The sequence below is a fragment of the Streptomyces sp. NPDC054796 genome, assembly GCF_053611545.1.
Genome location: NZ_JBSHAO010000002.1, coordinates 12,250 through 33,323, shown reverse-complemented (window position 1 = coordinate 33,323; position 21,074 = coordinate 12,250). Strand labels below are relative to the sequence as shown.

Genomic DNA, 21,074 nt, shown 5'->3' with positions numbered 1-21,074 from the left:
CGGCCGCGCCTTACCTCCTCCGCTTCCTCCGCCTCCTCCGAGCCGCCCGCTTCGCGCCGGTCCGTGCCCTGCCACGACATGCCGCTCCGAGGCCCAGGGCCAGGCCCGGTTCCGGCAGTTCCGCGCCACCAGGGCCCGCCCGCCCGTCAGCGGATCCGCGGGCCCAGCGCCAGATCCGTCCGTTCCACCGTCGCCCCGTGGGAGGGCGGCGTCCGTGTGCCGAGAGGGCGAGGTGCCTCGTGTCCCGTGACGCTTCCCGTCCGCGTTACTGTCTGGTCGGAACCGCCGTGCTCACCATGCGCTGCGCCGAGGCGGTGCTGGAGCGCGGCGACGGTGTCGCCTGCGTGGTGTCGTCCAGCCCCGAGGTACGGGCGTGGGCCCAGGAGCACGGCATCGCGGCGCTGCCGGACTTCGCCGCGCTCGACCGCGACTCCGAGGAGGCCCGCTTCGACCACCTGGTGAGCGTGGTGAACGGCACCGTCCTCCCGCCCGAGGTGCTGGCGCTGCCGAGGAAACTCGCCGTCAACTTCCACGACGCGCCGCTTCCCCGGTACGCCGGGGTGCACGCCACGTCCTGGGCACTGCTGGACGGGGCCACGTCCCACGGCGTGACCTGGCATCTGATGGCCGAGGACGTCGACGCGGGCGGCATCCTGAAACAGGCGGCCTTCCCCGTCGGCCCGGACGACACCGCCTACCAGGTCAACCTCGCCTGCCACGAACTGGCCCTCACCCTCTTCCGCGAACTGCTCGGCGACCTCGGCGACGGCGGCGACGGGCCCGTGCCGCGCCCCCAGGACGCCACGCGCCGCACATACTTCGGACGCGACCGCCGCGCCCCCGGTGGCGGGCTGCTGACCTGGACGGCCGACGCGCGGGAACTCGCCCGCACGGTCCGCGCCCACCACTTCGGTCCGGTCGTGAACACCTTCGGCACCGCGAAGGCGTGGTTCGGCGGGGACACGTCCTGGACCGTGGAGGAGATCGAGGTGCTCGCGGGACGCTCCGGACGGCCCGCCGGAACCCTGCTGGCCGTCGGCGAGCGGCCCGACGCGGCCCTTCCCGCCGGTGCCTCTGAAGCCACCGGTTCCACCGGTTCCACCGGTTCCGCCGGTTCCGCCCGCCCCGCCGGGTGCGCCGACATCGCGACGGCGGGCCAGGACATCCGGCTGCACACCCTGACCGCCCACTCCGGCACCCGGCACGCAGCCGCCGACGTGCTCGCGTCGGCGGGACTCGCCCCCGGCGACGTGCTCCCCGCCCCGGACGAGGCGTTACGCGCCCGCCTCGCCGCCGCCCTCACGGAGGCCGCTCCCCACGAGGCGTACTGCGTACGGCAGCTCGGCCGCGCCGTAGCCGCCTACCCGCCCGTCGCCGCACGCTACGGTGCGTCGCCCGGCGCCCCCGCCGGGGTGCCCGTACCCCTGCCCGCAGACATCGCCGGCACCGCAGCGCGCCGTCACGGAACCGGCGCACACGCCGCCCGGGACGTGGTGCTCACCGCGCTGCTGCTCCACCTCGGCCAGGGCAGCACCCGCACCCCCGTGTCCGTGGCGCTGTCCAGCACCGCGACCCGGCGGCGCGTGGCCGGTCTCGAGGCGTTCCTCACCGACGGCGTGCCGTTCACGCTCGTGCCCGGGCCCGACGACACCGTCGGCGACGTCGTCGGAGAGGTCGGCCGCCGTACCCCCGGTGCCCTGCGCAGGGGCGTACGGCCGCACGACCTGCCGGGGCGGCACCTGCTCACCCCGCCGCCCCGCCCGCTCCCCGTCGAAGTGCTGCTCACCGACGGGGAACCGGTCACCCCTCGGCTGCTCGCGGGCCCGCGTCCGCTGACCGTGGTGTGGGACGCGTCGGCGGGGACGCTGCGACTGCACTCCAGCGGTGTCGGCGGCGACCCCGTCTACGACGACGCCGCGCTCCGCGAGATCGCCGACGGCCTCGGCGCGGCGGTGGCGGTCTGCCTCGACCCCGGCGCGCCCGCCGCCGTGGCCGCCCGTCCGGCGGGCGCGGGGCTGCGGCGCTGGGAACGCGGTCCGCGTATCGCGCGGAACCCGGTGGACCTGTGGGGCGCCCTGGCGGACCGACTGCGCACCGGCGGGGACCGTACCGCCGTGGTGTGCGCGGACCGTGCGCTCTCCTACCGCGAACTGGACGCCCGCACCGCAGCCCTCGCCCGCGCGCTGCGAGCGGCCGGGACCACAGCGGAGACGCCCGTCGCGGTGTCGGTGCCCGCTTCGGCCGAACTCCTCGTGGCCTGCCTGGCGGTGTTCCGGGCGGGCGGCGTGTACGTGCCCCTCGACCCCGAGTGGCCGCCCGAGCGGACGGCGGCGATCCTCGACGACGTACGGCCCGTCGCCGTGCTGGCCGCTGCCGGGACGGACATCCGCTGGGACGGACCGCTCCTCATCCTGAAGGACGGCGCGGGCTCCGACGGTCCTGACGGCGCCGGCCGTCCTGACGGTCTCGACGGTTCCGAGGTCACCGGCTCCCGTGACCCGGCCGGAGGGGGCCGCGCCGAACCCTGGCCGTTCGAGGGCGCGGAGGGACAGCGGGAGGCCGGAGCCGCAACGGCGGACCGGGCCGCCTGTGTCTTCTACACCTCCGGCTCGGCGGGTCCCGCCAAGGGCGTCGTCGTCACCCACCGGGGCCTGGTCAACCGCATGACGTGGTGGCAGGAGAACCATCCGCTCCACCCGGACGACGTGCTGCTCCAGTGCGCGTCACCCGGCTTCGACATCTCACTCTGGGAGCTTCTCGCCGCGCCCCTGGCCGGGGCCAGGCTCGTCGTCGCCGAGCACCGGGAACACGGGATCGTGCCCTACCTGCCCCGGCTACTGCGCGCGCAGGGCGTCACCGTCGCCCACTTCGTCCCGTCCGTACTGGGCGAACTCACCCGCGCCTGCGGCCCCGGAGAGCGACTGCCGCTCCGCCTCGCCGTCTGCGGCGGCGAGACCGTGAGCCCGACGCTGCGCGACGCTTTCCTGGCCTGCTGTCCGGGCACCCTGGTGCACGCGTACGGGCCGACGGAGGCCACCATCACCGTGCTGCACGACGTGTGCGACACGGCAGCAGCCGTACGGGACACGGGCGCGGACCCGGACAAGGGCGGCGGGCCGGGGCGCGGGCCGGAGAGGGGAGTGCCGCTCGGCAGGCCGCTGAGCAACACCACCGTCGCCCTCCTCGGCCCCGACGGCCGCCGCGTCCCGGTCGGCAGCCCCGGCGAGATCGCCCTCGGCGGCGACCCGCTGGCCCGCGGCTACCACGGGGCCCCGGGCCGCACGGCATCCCGCTTCGGCCCCGTACCGGACAGCGACGGCGAGGACGGTCGCGACGGCGGGCACGGCGGCGACGTCGGGGAACGGCTGTACCGGACGGGGGACAGGGCCCGCTATCTGCCCGACGGCAGGCTGGAGTTCCTCGGCCGCGCCGACGAGGAGTTCAAGATCCACGGGCATCGGGTGGACCCCGCGGAGATCGAGGGCCTGCTGCACCGGCATCCCGCCGTACGGCGCGCCTCGGTCCAACTGCTCGACGACCGCGCGGGACGGCCCGCCGTCGTCGCGTTCGTGGCGGCGGGCGAACGGGCCGCCGACGAGAGCTGGGCGGGCGCGCTCCGCGGTGACCTCCGCGCCTACCTCGCGGTCCGCCTGCCCCGCCCCGTCGTGCCGACCCGCTGGGTGGTGCGGGAGACCTTCCCGCTCGGGTCGGCGGGCAAGACCGACCGCGAGGCGCTGCGCACGGAGGCACTCCGTACCGGCGCGCTGCGTGCGGAGACATCGCGCGCTGCGGCCGTGCACCCGGCGGACACCGACACGTCAGGTACGGGGGACGGGGGCGGGGGCGGGGATCGCCGTACGGGGAACGGCGCGCTGGAGCGTGCGCTGTGCACGCTGTGGGAGGAACTGCTCGACGTCGACCGCGTATCGCCGGAAGACGACTTCTTCGCCCTCGGCGGCCACTCCCTCGTCGCCACCCGCACCCTCACCGCTGTCTGGCGCGACCACGGGGTGCTGCTCAGGCTCGCCGACGTGATGGAAGGCCGTACCGTCGCCGAACTGGCCCGCCGGATCGAGGCGATGCGGGCGGCGGCACCGGCGGCCGGGACGGAGCCCGTCACACAGCCCGGCTCGGGCGGGACGCTCAGCGGCGCCGACGCACCTGACACCGCCGAATCCACCACCACGCCGGAGTGGCTGCCGCTGTCGAACGCGCAGCAACGGGTGCTGTTCGAGGAGGAGTTCCTGGGCGCAGGCGCCTTCAACGTCCCCGTGGCCACCCGGTGGCGCGGCCCGCTGGACGCGGAGGTGCTGCGGGACGCGCTCGCGGAACTGACACATCGTCATGCGATGCTGCGCGGCGCTGTCGAGCACGACACGGCCCGACTGCGGATCGTCCCCGCGGGGGAGGTGCCGCTGCCCTTCGCTGTGGAGGACCTGACCGCCCCCGGACCGGACACCGTGCCCTCGCCTGGACCGGACACCGTGCCCTCGGCGGACGCCTCCGGCTCCCACGGCCTGCCGGGCGAGGAACGCCTCGCCGCACGGCTGGCGGAGCTGCTGGCCGACCCCTTCGACCTGGCCTCCGCACCGCTGCTGCGGGCGCGACTGCTGCGGCTCTCGCCGCACGACCACGTCTTCGTGCTCGTACTGCACCACATCGTCTGCGACCGCTGGTCCGTCGAGGTGCTGTTCCGGGAACTGCGGGAGCTGTACACCGCAGCGCTGGAGGGCCGGGCCGCGGTGCTGCCGGACACCGGAGCGGCCCACCTGGGGCACGCGGCGGCCGTGCGGCGCCAGGAGGAGCGGGCCGGGGCCGAGATCGAGCACTGGCGGCGGCGCCTCGACGGCGCGGAGTTCGACATCGAGCTGCTGGTCGGGGGGCATCGGCCCGCCGAGCCCGCGCACCGCGCCGGGCTCGTCGCCTGGCAGCTCGCTCCGGAACGGGCCGCGGCGCTGCGCGCGGTCTGCGTGGCACGGGGCGTCACCCCGTTCGTCTTCCTGCTCGCCGCGTTCCAGGTGCTGCTGCACCGCTTCTCCACCGCCGACAACCTGGTGGTCGGCGCCCCCGTCGCCGACCGCGACCTGTCGGAGTCCGACGGGGTGGTCGGCATGCTCGTCAACACGGTGCCGCTGCGCGCCGATCTGCGCGGCAACCCGCGCTTCGCCGAGCTGCTGACGGAGACCCGCGGCCGGGTGCTGGAGGCGTACGAGCACCACGCGGTTCCCGTGGAACGGCTCGCCGCCGCGCTCGGCCAGCGCCGCAGCGCTGGCCACCACCCGCTGGTGCAGTTCATGCTGGCGTGGGAGGAGTCGGCGGGCGTGGAGGCGGCGCTGCCCGGCTGCACCGCCGAACCCGTCAGGCCGCCCGCACCGGTCACCGCCTACGACCTGACCCTGGTCGCACGCGAACTGCCCGACGGCCTCGCGCTGGAGCTGGAGTTCAGCCGCGACCTGTTCGACGAGGCCGCCGCCGGGGTGCTCGCGGAAGCCTTCGGCACGCTGCTGGACGCGTTCACCGCGGACGGCGGCAGCGCACGCATCGGCGACGTCCCGCTCGCCACGCCGCACGTCCCCCCACGCTCGTACGCGCTGCCCGCGCCGGAGGCGGCGGAGTCCGGGGTGCTCCTCCCGGTGACGGAGATGATCGCGGAGGCGGTGCGGCGGAACCCGCACGGCGTGGCCCTCGTCGACGGTGACACCGAGGTCGGCTACGCGCAGCTCCAGCGCCGCGCCGACCGGGTGGCGGCCCGTCTGCGCGCGGAGGGCTGCGGTGCCGGGGACACCGTCGCCGTGTGCCTGCCACGGTCCGCAGCGCTGTTCGCGGTGCTGCTGGGGGTGCTCCGGGCCGGCGCCGCCTATCTGCCGCTCGACGCGGCGGAGCCGGACGAGCGCGTACGCAGGCAACTGGAGATCAGCGGAACCCGGTTGACGGTCACCGCCGCCGCGCACGCCGAGCGGTTCGCCGTACCCGGCGCCGCCGTCCTCGTGGTCGACGCCGACGGCTGCCCAGCGCAGGGTCCGGCGGCCGGTGACCCGGTACCGGAGCACGACCGGTCCTCACCGAACCCCGGCCCGGCCCCCGCTGCCCACGACCCCGCGTACACCATCTTCACCTCCGGCTCCACGGGCGAACCCAAGGGCGTGGTCGTGGAGCACGGTGCGCTGGCCGACCATGTCCGCTGGGCGTGCGCGGCGTTCGCGCTGACACCGCGCGACCGGGTGCTCCAGTTCGCCTCGCCGACCTTCGACGTGATGGCAGAGGAGGTGTTCCCCACCCTCTGCGCGGGTGCCACCCTCGTGCTGCGCTCGGCGGAGGCCGCGCTGTCCCCGCAGGAGTGCCTGGCCCAGTGCGCGCGCACGGGCGTGACGGTGGTCAATCTGCCCACCGGATACTGGACGGAGCTGACCGGAGTGCTCGCCGAGGAGAGCGCACGGCTCCCGGAGGAGATCCGGCTCTGCGTCATCGGCGGTGAGCAGGCGGGCGCGGCCACGGTCGCGCGCTGGCGGGCCCGCACCGCGGACAGGCACGCGCTGCGGCTGGTCAACGCGTACGGGCCGACCGAGGCCACCATCGGTGTCACCGCCGCCGAACTCGGCCCTGCGGCCCGTCCCGTCCTCCCGGCCGCGATACCGGTCGGCGCCCCCACGTCGCGGACCCGCATCCATCTGCTGGACCGGTACGGCCACCCGGTGCCGGACGGCACCACAGGCGAGGTGCACCTGGCCGGTCCCGGCCTCGCCCGCGGCTACGCCCACCGGCCCGCGCTGACCGCGGCGCGCTTCGTGCCCGACCCGTACTCGCCGGTGCCGGGCGGACGGATGTTCCGCACCGGTGACCTGGCCAGGCGGGTGGACGGCGAGCTGTACTTTCTGGGGCGCGCCGACCGGCAGGTGAAGGTCCGGGGGTTCCGCATCGAGCCCGACGAGGTGGAGCGGGTGCTCGCCGCGCACCCGGCCGTGGACGAGGCCGCCGTGCTGGTCCCCTCCGACGGGCCGGGCGCGCTCGACGGGGCGGACGGTACCGACGCGTCCGCCGCGTCGCGGCTCGTCGCGTACGTCGCCGCGCGCGACGGTGTCACCGCCGCCGAACTGCGTGCCCACCTCACCGCGCGGCTGCCCGCCTTCATGACACCGTCGGCGTTCGTCGTACGGGACCGGTTGCCGCGCACCCCGGCGGGCAAGACCGACCACCGGGCCCTGGCCGCCGAGTCGCCGCCCGGCACGGAGGAGACCGGCGTCCGGGACGGGGCAGCGGTCTCCGCAGCCGACAACGTGCCCCGCACCGGGCGGGAGCGGCGGCTGTGCGCGCTGTGGGCCGCGACGCTCCGGACCGCCGAAGTCGGCCCGCACAGCGACTTCTTCGACCTGGGCGGCAACTCCCTCCTCGCGATGGAACTCGTACGGCACATGCGGCGGGACGTGCTGCCCGAGGTGACGGTGCGGACACTCTTCGACGCGCCGACCGTCGCCGGACTGCTCGCCCGCTTCCCCGGCACGGAGGCGCCAGGTGAGGAGGCCACCGCCGGGACCGCCGGGACCGCCGGGACGGACGCTGCGGACGGCGCCGGCCAAGTGGACGGGACGGTGCCGCTCACCGCGGCGCAACTGGCGATCTGGCTGCGCACCGAGGCCGAACCCGGCCTCCCCTTCCACACCCCGGTGCTGCTGCGGCTGCGCGGCGCCCTGGACAGGGCGGCGCTCGAACGTGCCATGCAGCGACTGCTGGAGCGGCACGACGCGCTGCGCGGGGTGCTCGACGCCTCCGGCGAGGCCCCCGTCTTCCGCCTGCTTCCGCCCGACGCGCTCCCGCGGCCGACCGCCGCCGACCACAGCGGCGACGGCCTCACCGACCGGCCCGGAGCACTCGCTGAGCTGCTGCGCGGCATCGTGGACCGGCCCTTCGACCTGCTGCGCGAACCTCCGGTACGGGCTGTGCTGGTCCGGCTCGCCGACGACGACCACGTGTGCGCGCTGGTGCTGCACCACATCGCCGCCGACGGCTGGTCAGCGCGGCTGCTCCAGCGCGAACTCGCCGCCCTCTACACGGCGGAGACCTCCGCGCCGGGCGCCGCCGTCCCGCTGCCCGCGCCGGGCAGCTTCCGCGCGCTCGCCACCGCGTCCGCAGCGCGGCAGCCCGACGAGGACGGGCTCCGCTTCTGGAGGGAGCACCTCGAAGGGGCTCCCGCGCGACTGGAGCTGCCCACCGGACCGCACCGTCCCGGCGCCGAGCCGGGACGGGGGCCGGGACCGGGACGGCACACCTGCCGGATACCGGTGCCGTCCGCGACCGCCGAAGCCCTGCGGCGACTGGGCAGGGCGCGGCAGGCCACGCTGTTCATGGTGCTGCTGTCCGCCGTGCACGTCTGGCTGGCCCGCTGCTGCCGCCAGGACGACATCGTGACGGGCACCCCCGTCGCCGACCGCGACACGCCCTCCCGCGCCTCGGTGGTGGGCCCGCTGGTGGACGTGCTGCCGGTACGCACCCCCGTGCCCGGCGACGCCACGTTCGCCGAACAGGTGGACCGTACCCGTGCCGCGGTCCTCGACGTCTTCCAGCACAAGGACGTGCCCGCGCAGCGGATCCTGGAGCAGTACGCGGCGGGGGAGCGGGCCCGTCAGCGGACGCTGGTACGGGCCGTCTTCGACCTGGAGGACGAGGACGTGCTGCCCACCCCGCCGTTCGGACGCGGCCTCACGGCCGAGGCACTGAACCCGGCGCCGTCCGTGGGCGTCTTCGACCTGGAGCTGACAGCCCGCGCGGACGGCGACGGGGACGGCGACGGCGACGACGCTGGGCGAGACGGCGGGCTCGTGCTCGAACTGCGCGGCGCGCGGGGCCTGTTCGAGCCGGGCGCCGTGGAACATCTCGCGGCCTCGCTGGCGCACGTCCTGGACCATGTGGCGCGCCGCCCGGACACCCGGGTGGCGGAGCTGCCACTGACCGGACCCGCCGAGCGGCGGCGCCTGACGGCTGCGCTGGACCGCACCGGCTGGACGGATCACACGGACCGCACCGGCCGCGCGGGCCGCACGGCGGACCCCGAGCCCGGAGTGCTCGCACTGTTCGCCGGGCACACCGCCGCCCACCCGGACGCGGTGGCGGTGACCGGTGGCGGACGGTCCCTCACCTACCGGCAGACCGCCGGCCTCGCCGAGCGGGTGGCGCACTGGCTGCGCACGGTGGCACACGCGGGCCCCGAGTCGTCCGTCGCGGTACGCACCGGACGGTGCGCCGAACTCCCGGCCGTGGTCCTGGGCATCTGGCAGGCGGGCTGCGCGTACGTACCGCTCGACCCGCGCAACCCGGCGGCCCGCACCCGAGCGATGCTCGCCGACTGCGCACCCGCCGCGCTCATCACCGGGGGCCCGGCGGGGCCGGGGCCGGTGTCGGGTGCGGCGGACGGTTCCGGGACACCCGGCGTCCCGGTGCTGGACCTGTCAGCGCTCACCACGCTCCCCGTCCCTTCCACGTCCGCGTCCGCATCCGTGCCCGCGTCCTCGGACCCGGCGGACCGGCTCGCCTATCTGACCTACACCTCGGGCTCCACCGGGGAACCGAGGGGTGTGCTCTGCACCCACGGCGGGTTCGCCAACCAGCTCCGCTGGTCGCGGCGCGGCTATCCGCTGCGCCCTGGGGAGAGCCTGTTGCAGGTCGCCGCGACGGGCTTCGACATCTCGCTCTGGGAGATGTTCCACCCCCTCACCTGCGGCGCCCGGCTGGTGGTGCTGGACGACGCGGCGCACGGCGACGTCTCCGCCGTCGCGGACGCCGTCGTACGGGAGGACATCACAGCCCTGCACCTCGTACCCACCCTGCTGGAAGGGTTCGTCGAGGAGACCGGGGCCATGACGGCGCCCGGACTGCGCACGGTGCTGTGCGGCGGCGAACGGGTGCCCGCGGGTCTCCCGGAACGCTTCACCTCGCGCAGCACCGGGGCCCGCCTCCACCACACGTACGGGCCGACCGAGGCGTCCATCATCGTCACCCACTGGGCGGTGCCCCAGGAACTCGCCGCTTCCGGCCCCGGTGAGGGGGCGGCGCCGCCACTGGGCGGTCCGGTCGACGGCGTACGGCTGTATCTGCTGGACGCGGGCGGCGAGCCGGTGCCCGTCGGAGTGACCGGCGAACTCGTCGTCGCGGGGGACGTGCTGGCGCGCGGCTACCTGGGGCGCCCCGGAGCGACAGCGGCGAGCTTCGTGCCCGACCCTCACTCCGCGCGGCCCGGAGCGCGGATGTACCGCACAGGGGACCTGGCCAGGCTGCGGACCGACGGGACCCTCGAATTCGTCGGGCGCGCCGACCGGCAGCTCAAGATCGGCGGGGTCCGCGTCGAACCGCGCGAGGTGGAGACAGCGCTGGCCGCCCACCCCGGGGTCGCAGCCTGCGCGGTGCTGCCCCGCGAGACCGGGGGACGCACCGTGCTCGTCGGCTACGTCGTCCCAGGCGGCCCCGCCGCACCCGGTACGGCCGAGCTGACCGCCCATCTGGGCGAGCGGCTGCCACAGGCGATGGTGCCCCGTTCCTTCGTCCCCCTGCCCGCGCTGCCCGTGACCGCCAACGGCAAGCTGGACACCGCAGCACTGCCGGCCCCCGACGCCTCCGACGCCGCCCCTTCCGACGGCACCGGAGGCACGGACGGTGCCGAGCCCCGAACGGACACGGAACGGCGGCTCGCGGCGGTCTGGGGACAGGTGCTGCCGGTCGCACGCGCGGTCGGTCCGCACGACAACTTCTTCGACCTCGGCGGCGACTCCGTGACCGCCATCCGCGTCGTCGCCCGCGCACGCGCCGCCGGGCTGCGGCTGAGCATCGCCCAGGTGCTGCGGACGAGCACACTCGCGGACGCCGCGGCTGCCGCCGTCCCGGCCGAGGCCACGGACCCGACGGACCCGACGACGGACGTGCGGGACGGCGTCGGCGGCACGGACGGACTGTGGCCCACTCCGGCGCAGCACGCCTTCCTCACCCGCGCGGGCGAGTACGAAACCCCGGCCGGTCCGGCGCACTTCAACCAGGCGGTGCTCCTCGCGCCCCGCACCGCCCCGGACCCGGCGACGCTCCGTGCCGCGCTGCGCGCCGTCGCCGCCCACCACGACGCGTTCCGGCTGCGGCTGGCCGGTGCGCGGGACGAGGACGAGGCGACGGGCGGGGCGACCGGCGAGGACGCGGCGCACGGCGGGCCCCGGCTCTCGCTGCTGCCGCCCGGCACACCCGGTGAACGGCTCGCCTCCCTCACCGTCGCCCCCGCCGGAACGACGGTGCACCCCGAGGAGCGTCCCGAGGAGTGGGCCGAACTGCTCCGGCCCGTGCACGAAGGGCTCGACCCGCGGACCGGACCGCTCCTCGCGGGGCTGCTGGCCCGACGGGACGACGGCACCCCGGTGCTGCTCCTCGCCGCCCACCATCTCGCCGTCGACACCGCGTCGTGGGAGACCGTCCTCGCCGGGCTGGAAACCGCGTACCACCGGATCGCAGAGGGCCTGCCCGCCGCGCTCCCTCCCTCGGAGGTGCCGTTCGGCGACCTCGCGCGGAGCCTGCCGGCGCTGGCCCGTCGCGCGGAGACCGTACGGCAGCGCGCGTACTGGCGGGAGCAACTGGACGCGGTCAGGCCGCTCCCCGAGGACGCCCCGGACACCCCGGACACCCCGGACACCCCGGACGGCGGCACCGCGCCGCCCCCGCTGACCGCCGCGACCGGCGAGGAGACGGCGCGGGCCCTGGTCACGGGGACGGCCCGGCACGGTATGCGCGCCGACGAGCTGCTGCTGACCGCCGTCGCCCGCGCCGTGGCCCGCTGGACGGGGGACCACAGCGTCACCTTCCTCCGCGAGACCCACGGCAGGGAGCCGCTGCCGGGCCGCGCGGATGTGACCGGGACCGTCGGCTGGCTCAGCGCCGTCTTCCCCCTGGCGGTGACCCTGCCGGACGACGACCCGGAACCCCAGGCCCGCCCCGCCGACCCCGGCACCGGCCCTGATGCCACCCGCGGCCTCGCCGCATCGCTCCGCGCCTGCCGGTCGGCACTGCGCGCGGTGCCGTACGGCGGCACCGGCTACGGGCTGCTGCGCTCTGCGGACGACCCGGCACTGCGGGGCAGCGCCGAGCCGGAGATCTCCGTCAACTACCTGGGCGCCACCACGGGCCCGCACCGGTCCGCGCCCGGTGCCACCGAGGACACCGGCCTCTTCCCCCGCGCCGCCCACCAGTCGCTCGGCGCGTACGCGGCGCCCCGGCACCGCACCGGCGGGCCCGCCATCGAGGTCACGGCGGGGCTGGACGAGCGGGGACTGTGGACGGAGTGGGAGTGGGACACCGGCCGCTTCGCGCGCCGCACCGTCGAAGCGCTGATGCGTGACACCCACCGGACCCTGACGGCCCTCGCCGCCGTCCTCGACGAGGGACGCGAGGCCACGGCCGTACCCGGCGACTTCCCCGATGTCACCCTCACCCAGGAGCAGTTGGGCGCGCTGCTCACCCGCTGTCCCGGAGCCACCGACGTGCTGCCGCTGGCCCCTGCCCAACAGGGCATGCTGGCGTGGCAGTTGGCCCGGCAGGGCGGGGGCGCCTACCACACCCAGATGCTGTTCGAGGCCGAGGGCGCACTCGGCGAGGAGCTGCTGAGGGAGGGCTGGGCCGCTGCGGTCGCCGCGCACGACGTGCTCCGTACGGCCTTCGTGGCCGGTGAACTCGACGCACCCGCGCAGGTCGTCACGGCCCCCGATCCGCGCGGCGCCGCCGCATTGGACTGGCGGCGGCACGAGCTGACCGGCGTGACCAGGGAAGCGGCGCTGGAGCGGCTGGAGCGGCTGCTGGCCGAGGACCGCGCCGAACCGTTCGACCTGGCGCGGCCCGGAGCGCTGCGCTGGCACTGGCTGGACGCGGGGGAGGCGGGCCGCTGGCTGCTGTGGAGCCATCACCACATCCTGCTCGACGGCTGGAGCCTGCCGCTGGTCCTCGGCGACGTCGCCGACGCCTGCGCTGCCCGGCACGCGGGCCGCCCCTGGCAACGGCCGCCCGGCCCCCGCTACGCCGACTACCTGCGCTGGCTCGCCGGACGGGACACCGAGGCGGGCGCCGAGTTCTGGCGCGCCCATCTCGCACCGGAGCCGGACACCGGCACCGCCACCGGTACCGGCGCGCTCGCGGGCTCCGGCACCGGACGTGCCACCGGCGGCGGCCTCGCCGCTCCCACGGCACACGGCGCCCCGGACGCGACCGCCCACACCGTCGTCGCGGAACTGTCCGAGCGGCACACCGCGGACCTCGCGGCCATCGCGGAACGCCACCGTGTCACGCTGCACAGCCTGGTGCTCGCCGCGTGGGCGGTGCTGCTGCGGCAGCGCGCCGCCGGGGACGACGTGGTCCTGGGCGTGGTGATGTCGCTGCGGCCCGACGAGGTGCCGGACGCCGAACGCGTCGTCGGACTCTGCCTCAACACTCTCCCGCTGCGTCTGGAGGTGACCGACGACGCCGAGCTGCCCGAGCTGTTCCGGCACGCGCAGGAGCGGCTGCTCGCGGTCTACGAGCACGCCGCGCACCCGCTCGGCGAGATCCGGCGCTGGGCCGGACTGGACGGGTCCACGGCACCGTTCGACAGCGTCGTCGTCTTCGAGAACTACCCCGGCGACCGCACCGGGCAGCCCGTCGGCGACCTGGGGCGGCTGCGCGTGGTGCGGGCCGTGGAGAGCACCGAGTTCCCGGTGTCGCTGACCGTCAGCCCCGGCGACCGGATGACGTTCGACCTCACCAGCAGAGCCGACACCCTCGCCCCGCAGGCGGCGTCGGCGCTGTCCCGACGCCTGATCAGGTTGCTCCAGCACATAGCCGAGGCCCTGCGAGAGGAAGCAGCGTGACCGTGAACAAGAAGCTGACCGTCGGCGACCTGGGCTCGGCGGAGGAGGACGAACTGGACCTCCTGCACGAGGTGTGGAACGCCACGGAACGCGCCTTCCCCGCGGACACCTGCGTGCACGAACTCGTCCGGGAACAGGCCGCGTCGCACCCCGGCGCGCGGGCGGTGGTCTGCGGCGACCGTGCCCTGACCTACGCGGGGCTCGACCTGGCGGCCCGCCACGTGGCCGCTGCGCTGACGGCACGCGGCATCCGGCCCGGCGACCTCGTCGCCCTCGCACTCGCGCCCTCTGCCGAACGCCTCGTCGCCGTCCTCGGCACCCTCTACGCGGGCGCCGCCTATCTGCCGCTCGATCTGGACAACCCGGCGGCCCGGCTGCGGTTCCTGCTGGCGGACGGCGCTCCGGGGGCGCTCGTGACGGACACGGCCACCCGTGCCGGTGTCCTGGCCGGGTACGAGGGGACCGTGCTGCTGACCGACGCGACGGACGGGCCCGACGGCGCGCTCGGCGCGGCACTCGGCGCGGTCTTCGGCGCCGACGCGGGTCCGCCGGGTACACCGGATCAGCGCGGCACCGCGTCCGCGCCGCCGTTCGCGCCGACGGTGCCGCCCGCGCCGCCGCAGCCCGCGGCCCCGGTCTCCTCGGCCCAACTCGCCTACGTCATCTACACATCCGGCTCCACCGGACGCCCCAAGGGCGTCGGCATCAGCCACCGCAGCCTCCTCAACCGGCTGCTGTGGATGCGCCGCACCTACGGCACCGGGCCGCACGACCGCGTCCTGCACAAGACGTCGTTCGGGTTCGACGTCTCCGTGTGGGAACAACTGCTCCCGCTCATCAGCGGCGGCTGCGTGGTCGTCAGCCCGCCCGGACACCACCGCGACATGCGCAAGCTCGTCTCCCTCATCGGGACCGAACGTGTCACCATGCTCCACTTCGTTCCCTCGCTGCTGCCCGCCTTCCTGGAGGCCGACGGGCTCACCCGGGCGTGTGCGGCACTGCGCACCGCCGTGTGCAGCGGCGAGGCGCTGCCACGCCCGGTGGCCGACGCGTTCACGCGCCAACTCCCGCACGTCGCGCTGCACAACCTGTACGGACCCACCGAGGCCACCATCGACGTGACGAGCTGGCCCGTCGGCGAGCAGCCCGAACTGCCGTACGTGCCCATCGGCAGGCCCATCGACAACACCCGGATGTACGTCCTCAACGCGCGCATGGAGCCGGTGCCGCCCGGCTCGGAGGGGGAGCTGTACATCGGCGGCGAGGGCGTCGGTGTGGGCTACCTGGGACGTCCCGCGCTGACCGCCGACCGGTTCGTGCCCGACCCCTTCACCGGCGGCGGCGCCCGGCTCTACCGCACAGGGGACCGTGGGCGCTTCGCGCCCGACGGGGCCATCGAGTACCTGGGCCGCGACGACCACCAGGTCAAACTGCGCGGCCACCGCATCGAACTCGGGGAGATCGAGACCGCGCTGCTGGAGTCCGGCGACGTGCGTCAGGCCGTCGTCGTGGTCCACGGCGAGGGCACGGCGCGGCGCCTGGCGGCGTTCGTCTCCGCGCCCGCAGGAGCGGCCCCGGTGGACGGCACCGAAGCACGCACCGGCCGGCTGCGCGCGGAACTCGCCGAGCGGCTGCCCGCCTACATGATCCCCACCGACCTGGTGTGGCTGCCGGAACTGCCCCTGACCACAGCGGGCAAGGTGGACCGTGCCGCACTGCCCCAGGTCGCCCCCGCGCGCACCGGCACCGCGGCGCCGCCCCGCACGGAGACCGAGCGCACCCTCGCCGCGCTGTGGTCGGGGCTCCTGGGACACGACGACTTCGGGATCGACGACGACTTCTTCAAGACCGGCGGCGACTCCGTCTCCAGCATGCGGCTGGTCGCCCGCGCCCGCCGCGAAGGCGTGCACATCGAGGTCTCCGACGTCTTCTCCCGCAAGACGATCCGCGCCCTCGCCGCCACCGCCGTCGCCACGGACGGCACCGGCGGCGGCGCGGCACAGGACGCGGCACCGGACCTCGCGGCGGCCCTCCTCGCGGGCATCCCCGAGGAGCAGGTGGCCCCGCTGCGCGAACGGCCCGGCGTCACCGACGTGTACCCGCTGGCACCCATGCAGGAGGGCATGCTCTTCCGCGGCCTGTACTGGCCGGACTCGGACGCCTACTTCAACCAGAACGTCCTCGAACTCACCGGGGAACACCTCGACGAACAAGCACTGCGCGAGGCGTGGCGGCTGACCGCCGACCGCTACGAGATCCTGCGCACCGGCTTCGCCTGGGAGGGCCTGGACCAGCCGCTCCAGTACGTGCGCGACGACATCGAACCGCCCTGGCGCACCGAGGACTGGACAGGGCGCGACCCCGCGGACGACGAGGCGGCGCTGAGGGAACTCCTCGCCGAGGACCGGGAACGCGGCCTGGCACTGGACGAGTGCCCGCTGTACCGGCTGGTGCTGGTACGCCGGAGCGGAGGCCGCCACTACCTGATCTGGAGCCACCACCACATCCTGCTCGACGGCTGGTGCCTGTCACTGATCTGGGGCGACTTCTTCAAGTTCTACGAGGCACTCGCCGCAGGCCGCGACCTGACGCTCCCCGAGGTACGCCCGTACCGCGACTACGTGGCGTGGATCCGCGCCAAGGCCGCCAAGGGCGACGCCGCCAAGGCGTTCTGGCAGGAGTACCTGCGCGACATGACCGCCACCCCCTTCTCCCGCGCACGCGGCGACCAGGAGGGCGCCGTCCGCACCCATGTCCTCGACCTGGACGAGGACACCACCCGCCTGCTCGCCGACCGCGCCCGTGCCTACGGGGTCACCACCAACACCGTCACCCAGGCCGCCTGGAGCCTGCTGCTCGGGCTGTACGCGGGGGCCGACGAGGTCGTCTACGGCCTCACCGTCGCGGGCCGCCCGCCAGAGCTGGAGGGCGTCGAGACGATGGTGGGCCTGTTCATCAACACCGTCCCGCTGCGGGTACGGCTCACCCCCGAGCTGACCGTCACCGAACTGCTGGACGCCGTCCACCGCGACCTGGCCGCCACCGCCGCGCACGCCGACATGCCGCTCGCCGAGATCAAATCCTGGGCGACGGGCACCCGGCTCACCGAAGGTCGCATCTTCGACAACCTCGTCGCCTTCGAGAACTACCCGGAGGACAACCTCCCGCAGCCGGAACGGTCCACCCTGGGCATCCGCGACCTGCACGCACAGGAGAAGACCGAGTACCCCTTCGGGCTGATCGCGCTGCCCGGCGACCGGCTCGGCTGCCACTTCACCTACGACAGTTCCCACTTCACCGCCGACGAGGTCGAGCGGATGACCGGCGCATTCACCGGCTTCCTCCGGCAGCTCCTGGAACGCCCCGATGCCCGTCTCGGCGACCTGCGGCTGCTGGCCGACGCCGACCGGGCGGCGCTCGACGACTGGAACGACACCGCCACCGAACGCGCCGCCGCGCCAGGCACCCTCCTCGCCCTGTTCGACGAACAGGCAGCGCGCACCCCCGCGGCGCAGGCCGTCACCGACGGAGCCCTGCGCCTCACCTACGCGGGGCTGGACGAGGCGGCCCGCACCACGGCCCGCGCCCTGGCCGGGCACGGCACAGGCGAGGGCGATCTGGTCGCCCTGTGCGTGCCCCGCTCGGCGGAGTTCCTGACCGCGCTGCTCGCCGTCCTCCGGTGCGGCGCCGTCCCCGTCCTGCTCGACCCCGCACACCCGGCGGCGCGGCGCCGCGCCCTCGCCGCCGACGCGGGCGTGCGCGCGGTGGTCACCACCGCAGAGCCCGCCGACTTCGCCGGGCTGCCGGTCCTCCGTCCTGACGGCAGGGCCGAGCCGCCCGTACCTGCGGACGGCACGCGCTTACGGCCCGCCACCGCGCCGCCGGGCACCGCCTGCCTCGTCCACACCTCCGGCTCCACCGGAGCACCCAAGGGGGTGATGCTCCGTCATGAGGGCCTGGTCAACCGGATGCTGTGGTCGTGCGAGACCTACCGCACCGAAGCGCCGCCCCGGCTGCTGGCCACAGCGGGCACCGCCTTCGACATCGTGCTGTGGGAGATGTTCTTCCCCCTCGCGGCCGGGGGCAGCGTCGTGATCGCCCCGCCGGAGGCCGTGCTCGACCCCGCGGAACTCGCCCGGCTGATCCGCGCCGAGGACATCACCGTCGTCCATCTGCTGCCCACACTGCTCGCCCAGTTCCTCGACACCCCCGCCGCCGCCAAGTGCGCCGGACTGCGGCACCTCGTCTCCGGCGGCGAGGCCGTCACCCCCGCCATGGTCCGCGCCCACACCGCGCTGGGCCTGCCCGCGGCGCTGCACCAGGCGTACGGTCCCTCCGAGGCGTCCATCAGCGTCACCCACTGGACGTGCGTCCCCGAGGACGGCCACCGCGACTCCGTACCGCTGGGCCACCCCGTCAGCAACACCCGGCTGTACGTACTCGACGACCGGCTGCGACAGCTCCCGGCCGGTGTCGAGGGCGAACTCGCCATCGCCGGGCCCCCGTTGGCCGGAGGCTACTGGCGGGACCCGGCACTGACCGCGCGGCGCTTCGTCGCCGACCCGTACGGCGGCGGACGGCTGTACCTCACCGGGGACCGGGCACGGCGGCGGACGGACGGGGCGCTGGAGTTCCTCGGCCGCAGGGACCGGCAGCTCAAGATCCGCGGACACCGGCTGGAACCCGCCGAGACCGACGCCGTGCTCACCCGGCACCCCTCGGTCGCCCGCTCCGTCACCCTCGGCCTGGACGACGGGACCCTCGCCACCTTCGTCGTCCCCGCACCCGGCACCCGCCTCGACCTGCCCGCACTGCGGGACTGGGCCCTGGGGCAGATGCCCGACTGGATGCTCGGCCGCCTCCTGGCACGCGACTCCCTCCCGCTCACCACCAACGGCAAGGTCGACCAGCAGGTGCTCGCCAAGGAGGCCGTGGCGGCACCCGGCACCCCGGACGCGGCACGGCACGGGGAGGCGCACCGCCCCCGCACGGAGCTGGAGCGGCGCATCCTCGCCACCTGGGAGGACGTGCTGGGCAGCACCGGCTTCGGCGTCCACGACGACTTCTTCGCACTGGGCGGACACTCGCTGATGGCGGTACGGCTGCTGAAGAAGCTGCGTGCCGCGCTGCCGCCCGACGTGTCCTGCGACATGACGCAGATCTTCAAGGCGCCCACGGTCGCCTCCCTCGCCGAGATGCTCGTCGGCTCCGTCGAAGGCTCGGCGTCCGCGCACATCGAGACCCTCAACCCGGACGGCACCGAGGGCTCCCTCTTCCTCGTACACCCCGGTGAGGGCCTGGCCCTGGCGTACCGCGCGCTCGCCCCGCACCTCCCGGACGTGCGGCTGCACCTCCTCTCCAACCCCCGGTTCGGGCGGGACGGGGAACGCTTCGGCAGCGTCGAGGAGATGGCCAGGCTCTACGCCCAGTGGGTGCACGGGATCGACCCGGCGGGCCCGTACACCCTGGGCGGCTGGTCCTTCGGCGGCACCGTCGCGCTGGAGATGGCCCGGCAGATGAGCGAGCACGGGGTGGAGATCGAGACCGTGCTGCTCATCGACAGCGCCGACCTGCACAGCCAGGAGGCGGGCGGGCCGTCCGGCGACCCGGAGGCGGGCGCCCGCCGCTATCTGGCACAGCGGGGCTTCGACCCGGACACCGAGGAGGCCCGCGACCTCGTCGCCGAGCAGGTGCACAACGGCCGTCTCGCGGCGCGCCATCCGCAGCGGCACTATCCGGGACGTGTGGTGCTGCTGAGCTGCGCGGAACGGAACCGAGGCGGCCCCGTCCCCCCGGCGGGCCAGGTGGCACCGGGCCACTGGGACCCCGCGCTGCTGCCGGGACTGGAGACCGTCGCCATACCCGGCGAGCACGACCTCCTCTTCGACGACACCTTCCTGCCGGACACAGCGCGTGCCATCGGCGCGGCCCTCGGCACGGATCACGGCACGGACCACGAGGGGAGCGCCCGATGAGCGCGGATGCGGGCACGGGCACGGGCGGGGGCGCTGACGTGGTCGGTACGGTGCGGGAGGCCGCGTCCCGGCACTTCTTCATGGCCTGGGACGACAAGCCCTACGATCTGTTCTTCCTCGACGTCGACGGGCTGCGGCTGTTCGGCCGCAAGACCCCGGCCGCCTACCCGGACCCCGCCTCCGGCGCCGAGCTGAAGTGCACCCTCGTCGAGGCGCGGATGGTGCTGGGCGTGGCGGAGCGCGAGCAGGTCTTCCAGGACGGTGTGGTGGTCCACTACCGGCCGCTGCCGGACGCCGAGCGCGCCGCGCTGTTCACCAAGGCGGCCCAGGACCCGATGTGCGACCTCTACCACCCCTACGCCCGGCTCGACGGCGTCGAGCGCACCGAGATCCTCTCCGACCCGGAGTTCTGGACCGACAGCTCCGAGAGAGTCGAGGAACTCGACCACGCGGAGAGCGTGCTGCGCGACTACACCGTGAAACGGCTGCGGGAGCACGGCTTCGACGGCGGCACCGTCTACGACCCGGCCTGCTCGACGGGCGCTTTCCTCTTCGCCGTCAAGCAGGCGTTCCCGCAGGCCCGTACGGTGGGGCAGGACCTCAGCGCCGACATGGCGCGGCACGCCGGAGCACGGGTGGACGAGGTGCACCACGGCGACAGCATCGTGCCCGCGCTGCCGCCCGGCAGCGCCGATCTGGTGATCTGCCGCCACCTCAACGCCTGCGTGGTGCCCACCCGGCAGGCCCACGAACTGTTCCTGGCAGCGGCGGGTACCTGCCGTACCGGCGGCCTGGTGGTGCTCCTCGGCCACACTCCGGTGCTGCCCAGCGCGCAGTGGTGCGCCTCCCTCGGCATGACCGTCGAGCAGCGCACCGGGCGGACGCCGTCGGGGCACGCGCTCTTCCAGTTCTACGTGCTGCGCAGGACCGGTCCGCTGCCGGGGCCGGGGGAGGGCGCCTGGGCGCGGTGACGCACGCGCGGGCACGGCGGCGGGCCGGACGGAAAGGGCCCGCCGTGCGGCGCCGGGGCCTTTAGGGAGCCCGCGAGCGGAATTCGCGGAAGCGCGCGGTGCCGCCGTGGGACGGGCCCTTCATGACACCGTCGCGGAATGTTCCGTTCCGCACCGAACCGGAATCCGTCACCGGCTCCACGGGGAAATCGCGCGGCGAATTCAATTCCGGGTGAGGACGGGGGAGAGCGGGGGCGGCGACGCCTTCGTGCTCTCCCGCTCTTTCCGTGTGC

At 75.1% G+C, this 21,074-nt stretch carries 3 protein-coding genes; all 3 read left to right on the top strand.

The window, feature by feature from the left end; all coding sequences use genetic code 11:
* The first annotated feature begins 239 nt into the window (after positions 1-239).
* From ACWGJ2_RS01955 to ACWGJ2_RS01945, 3 genes are read left to right on the top strand one after another with little or no spacing between them, the layout of a single operon-like run.
* Positions 240-13,856, top strand: coding sequence for an amino acid adenylation domain-containing protein (locus ACWGJ2_RS01955; protein ID WP_453343967.1), 13,617 nt, complete (start codon positions 240-242; stop codon positions 13,854-13,856).
* Entirely contained in the window at positions 13,853-19,831 is a 5,979-nt protein-coding gene (locus ACWGJ2_RS01950) for an amino acid adenylation domain-containing protein (protein ID WP_453343966.1), read from the top strand. Before ACWGJ2_RS01955 ends, ACWGJ2_RS01950 begins: the two co-directional genes overlap by 4 nt.
* Positions 19,828-20,802 (top strand): class I SAM-dependent methyltransferase, encoded by a 975-nt coding sequence (locus ACWGJ2_RS01945; RefSeq protein ID WP_453343965.1) that lies wholly within the window; start codon positions 19,828-19,830, stop codon positions 20,800-20,802. Before ACWGJ2_RS01950 ends, ACWGJ2_RS01945 begins: the two co-directional genes overlap by 4 nt.
* Positions 20,803-21,074: the final 272 nt, after the last annotated feature.

Bases quoted from the DNA above. Each gene is read 5' to 3' on its own strand.
- ACWGJ2_RS01945 (WP_453343965.1), top strand. From the start codon at position 19,828: ATGAGCGCGGATGCGGGCACGGGCACGGGCGGGGGCGCTGACGTGGTC.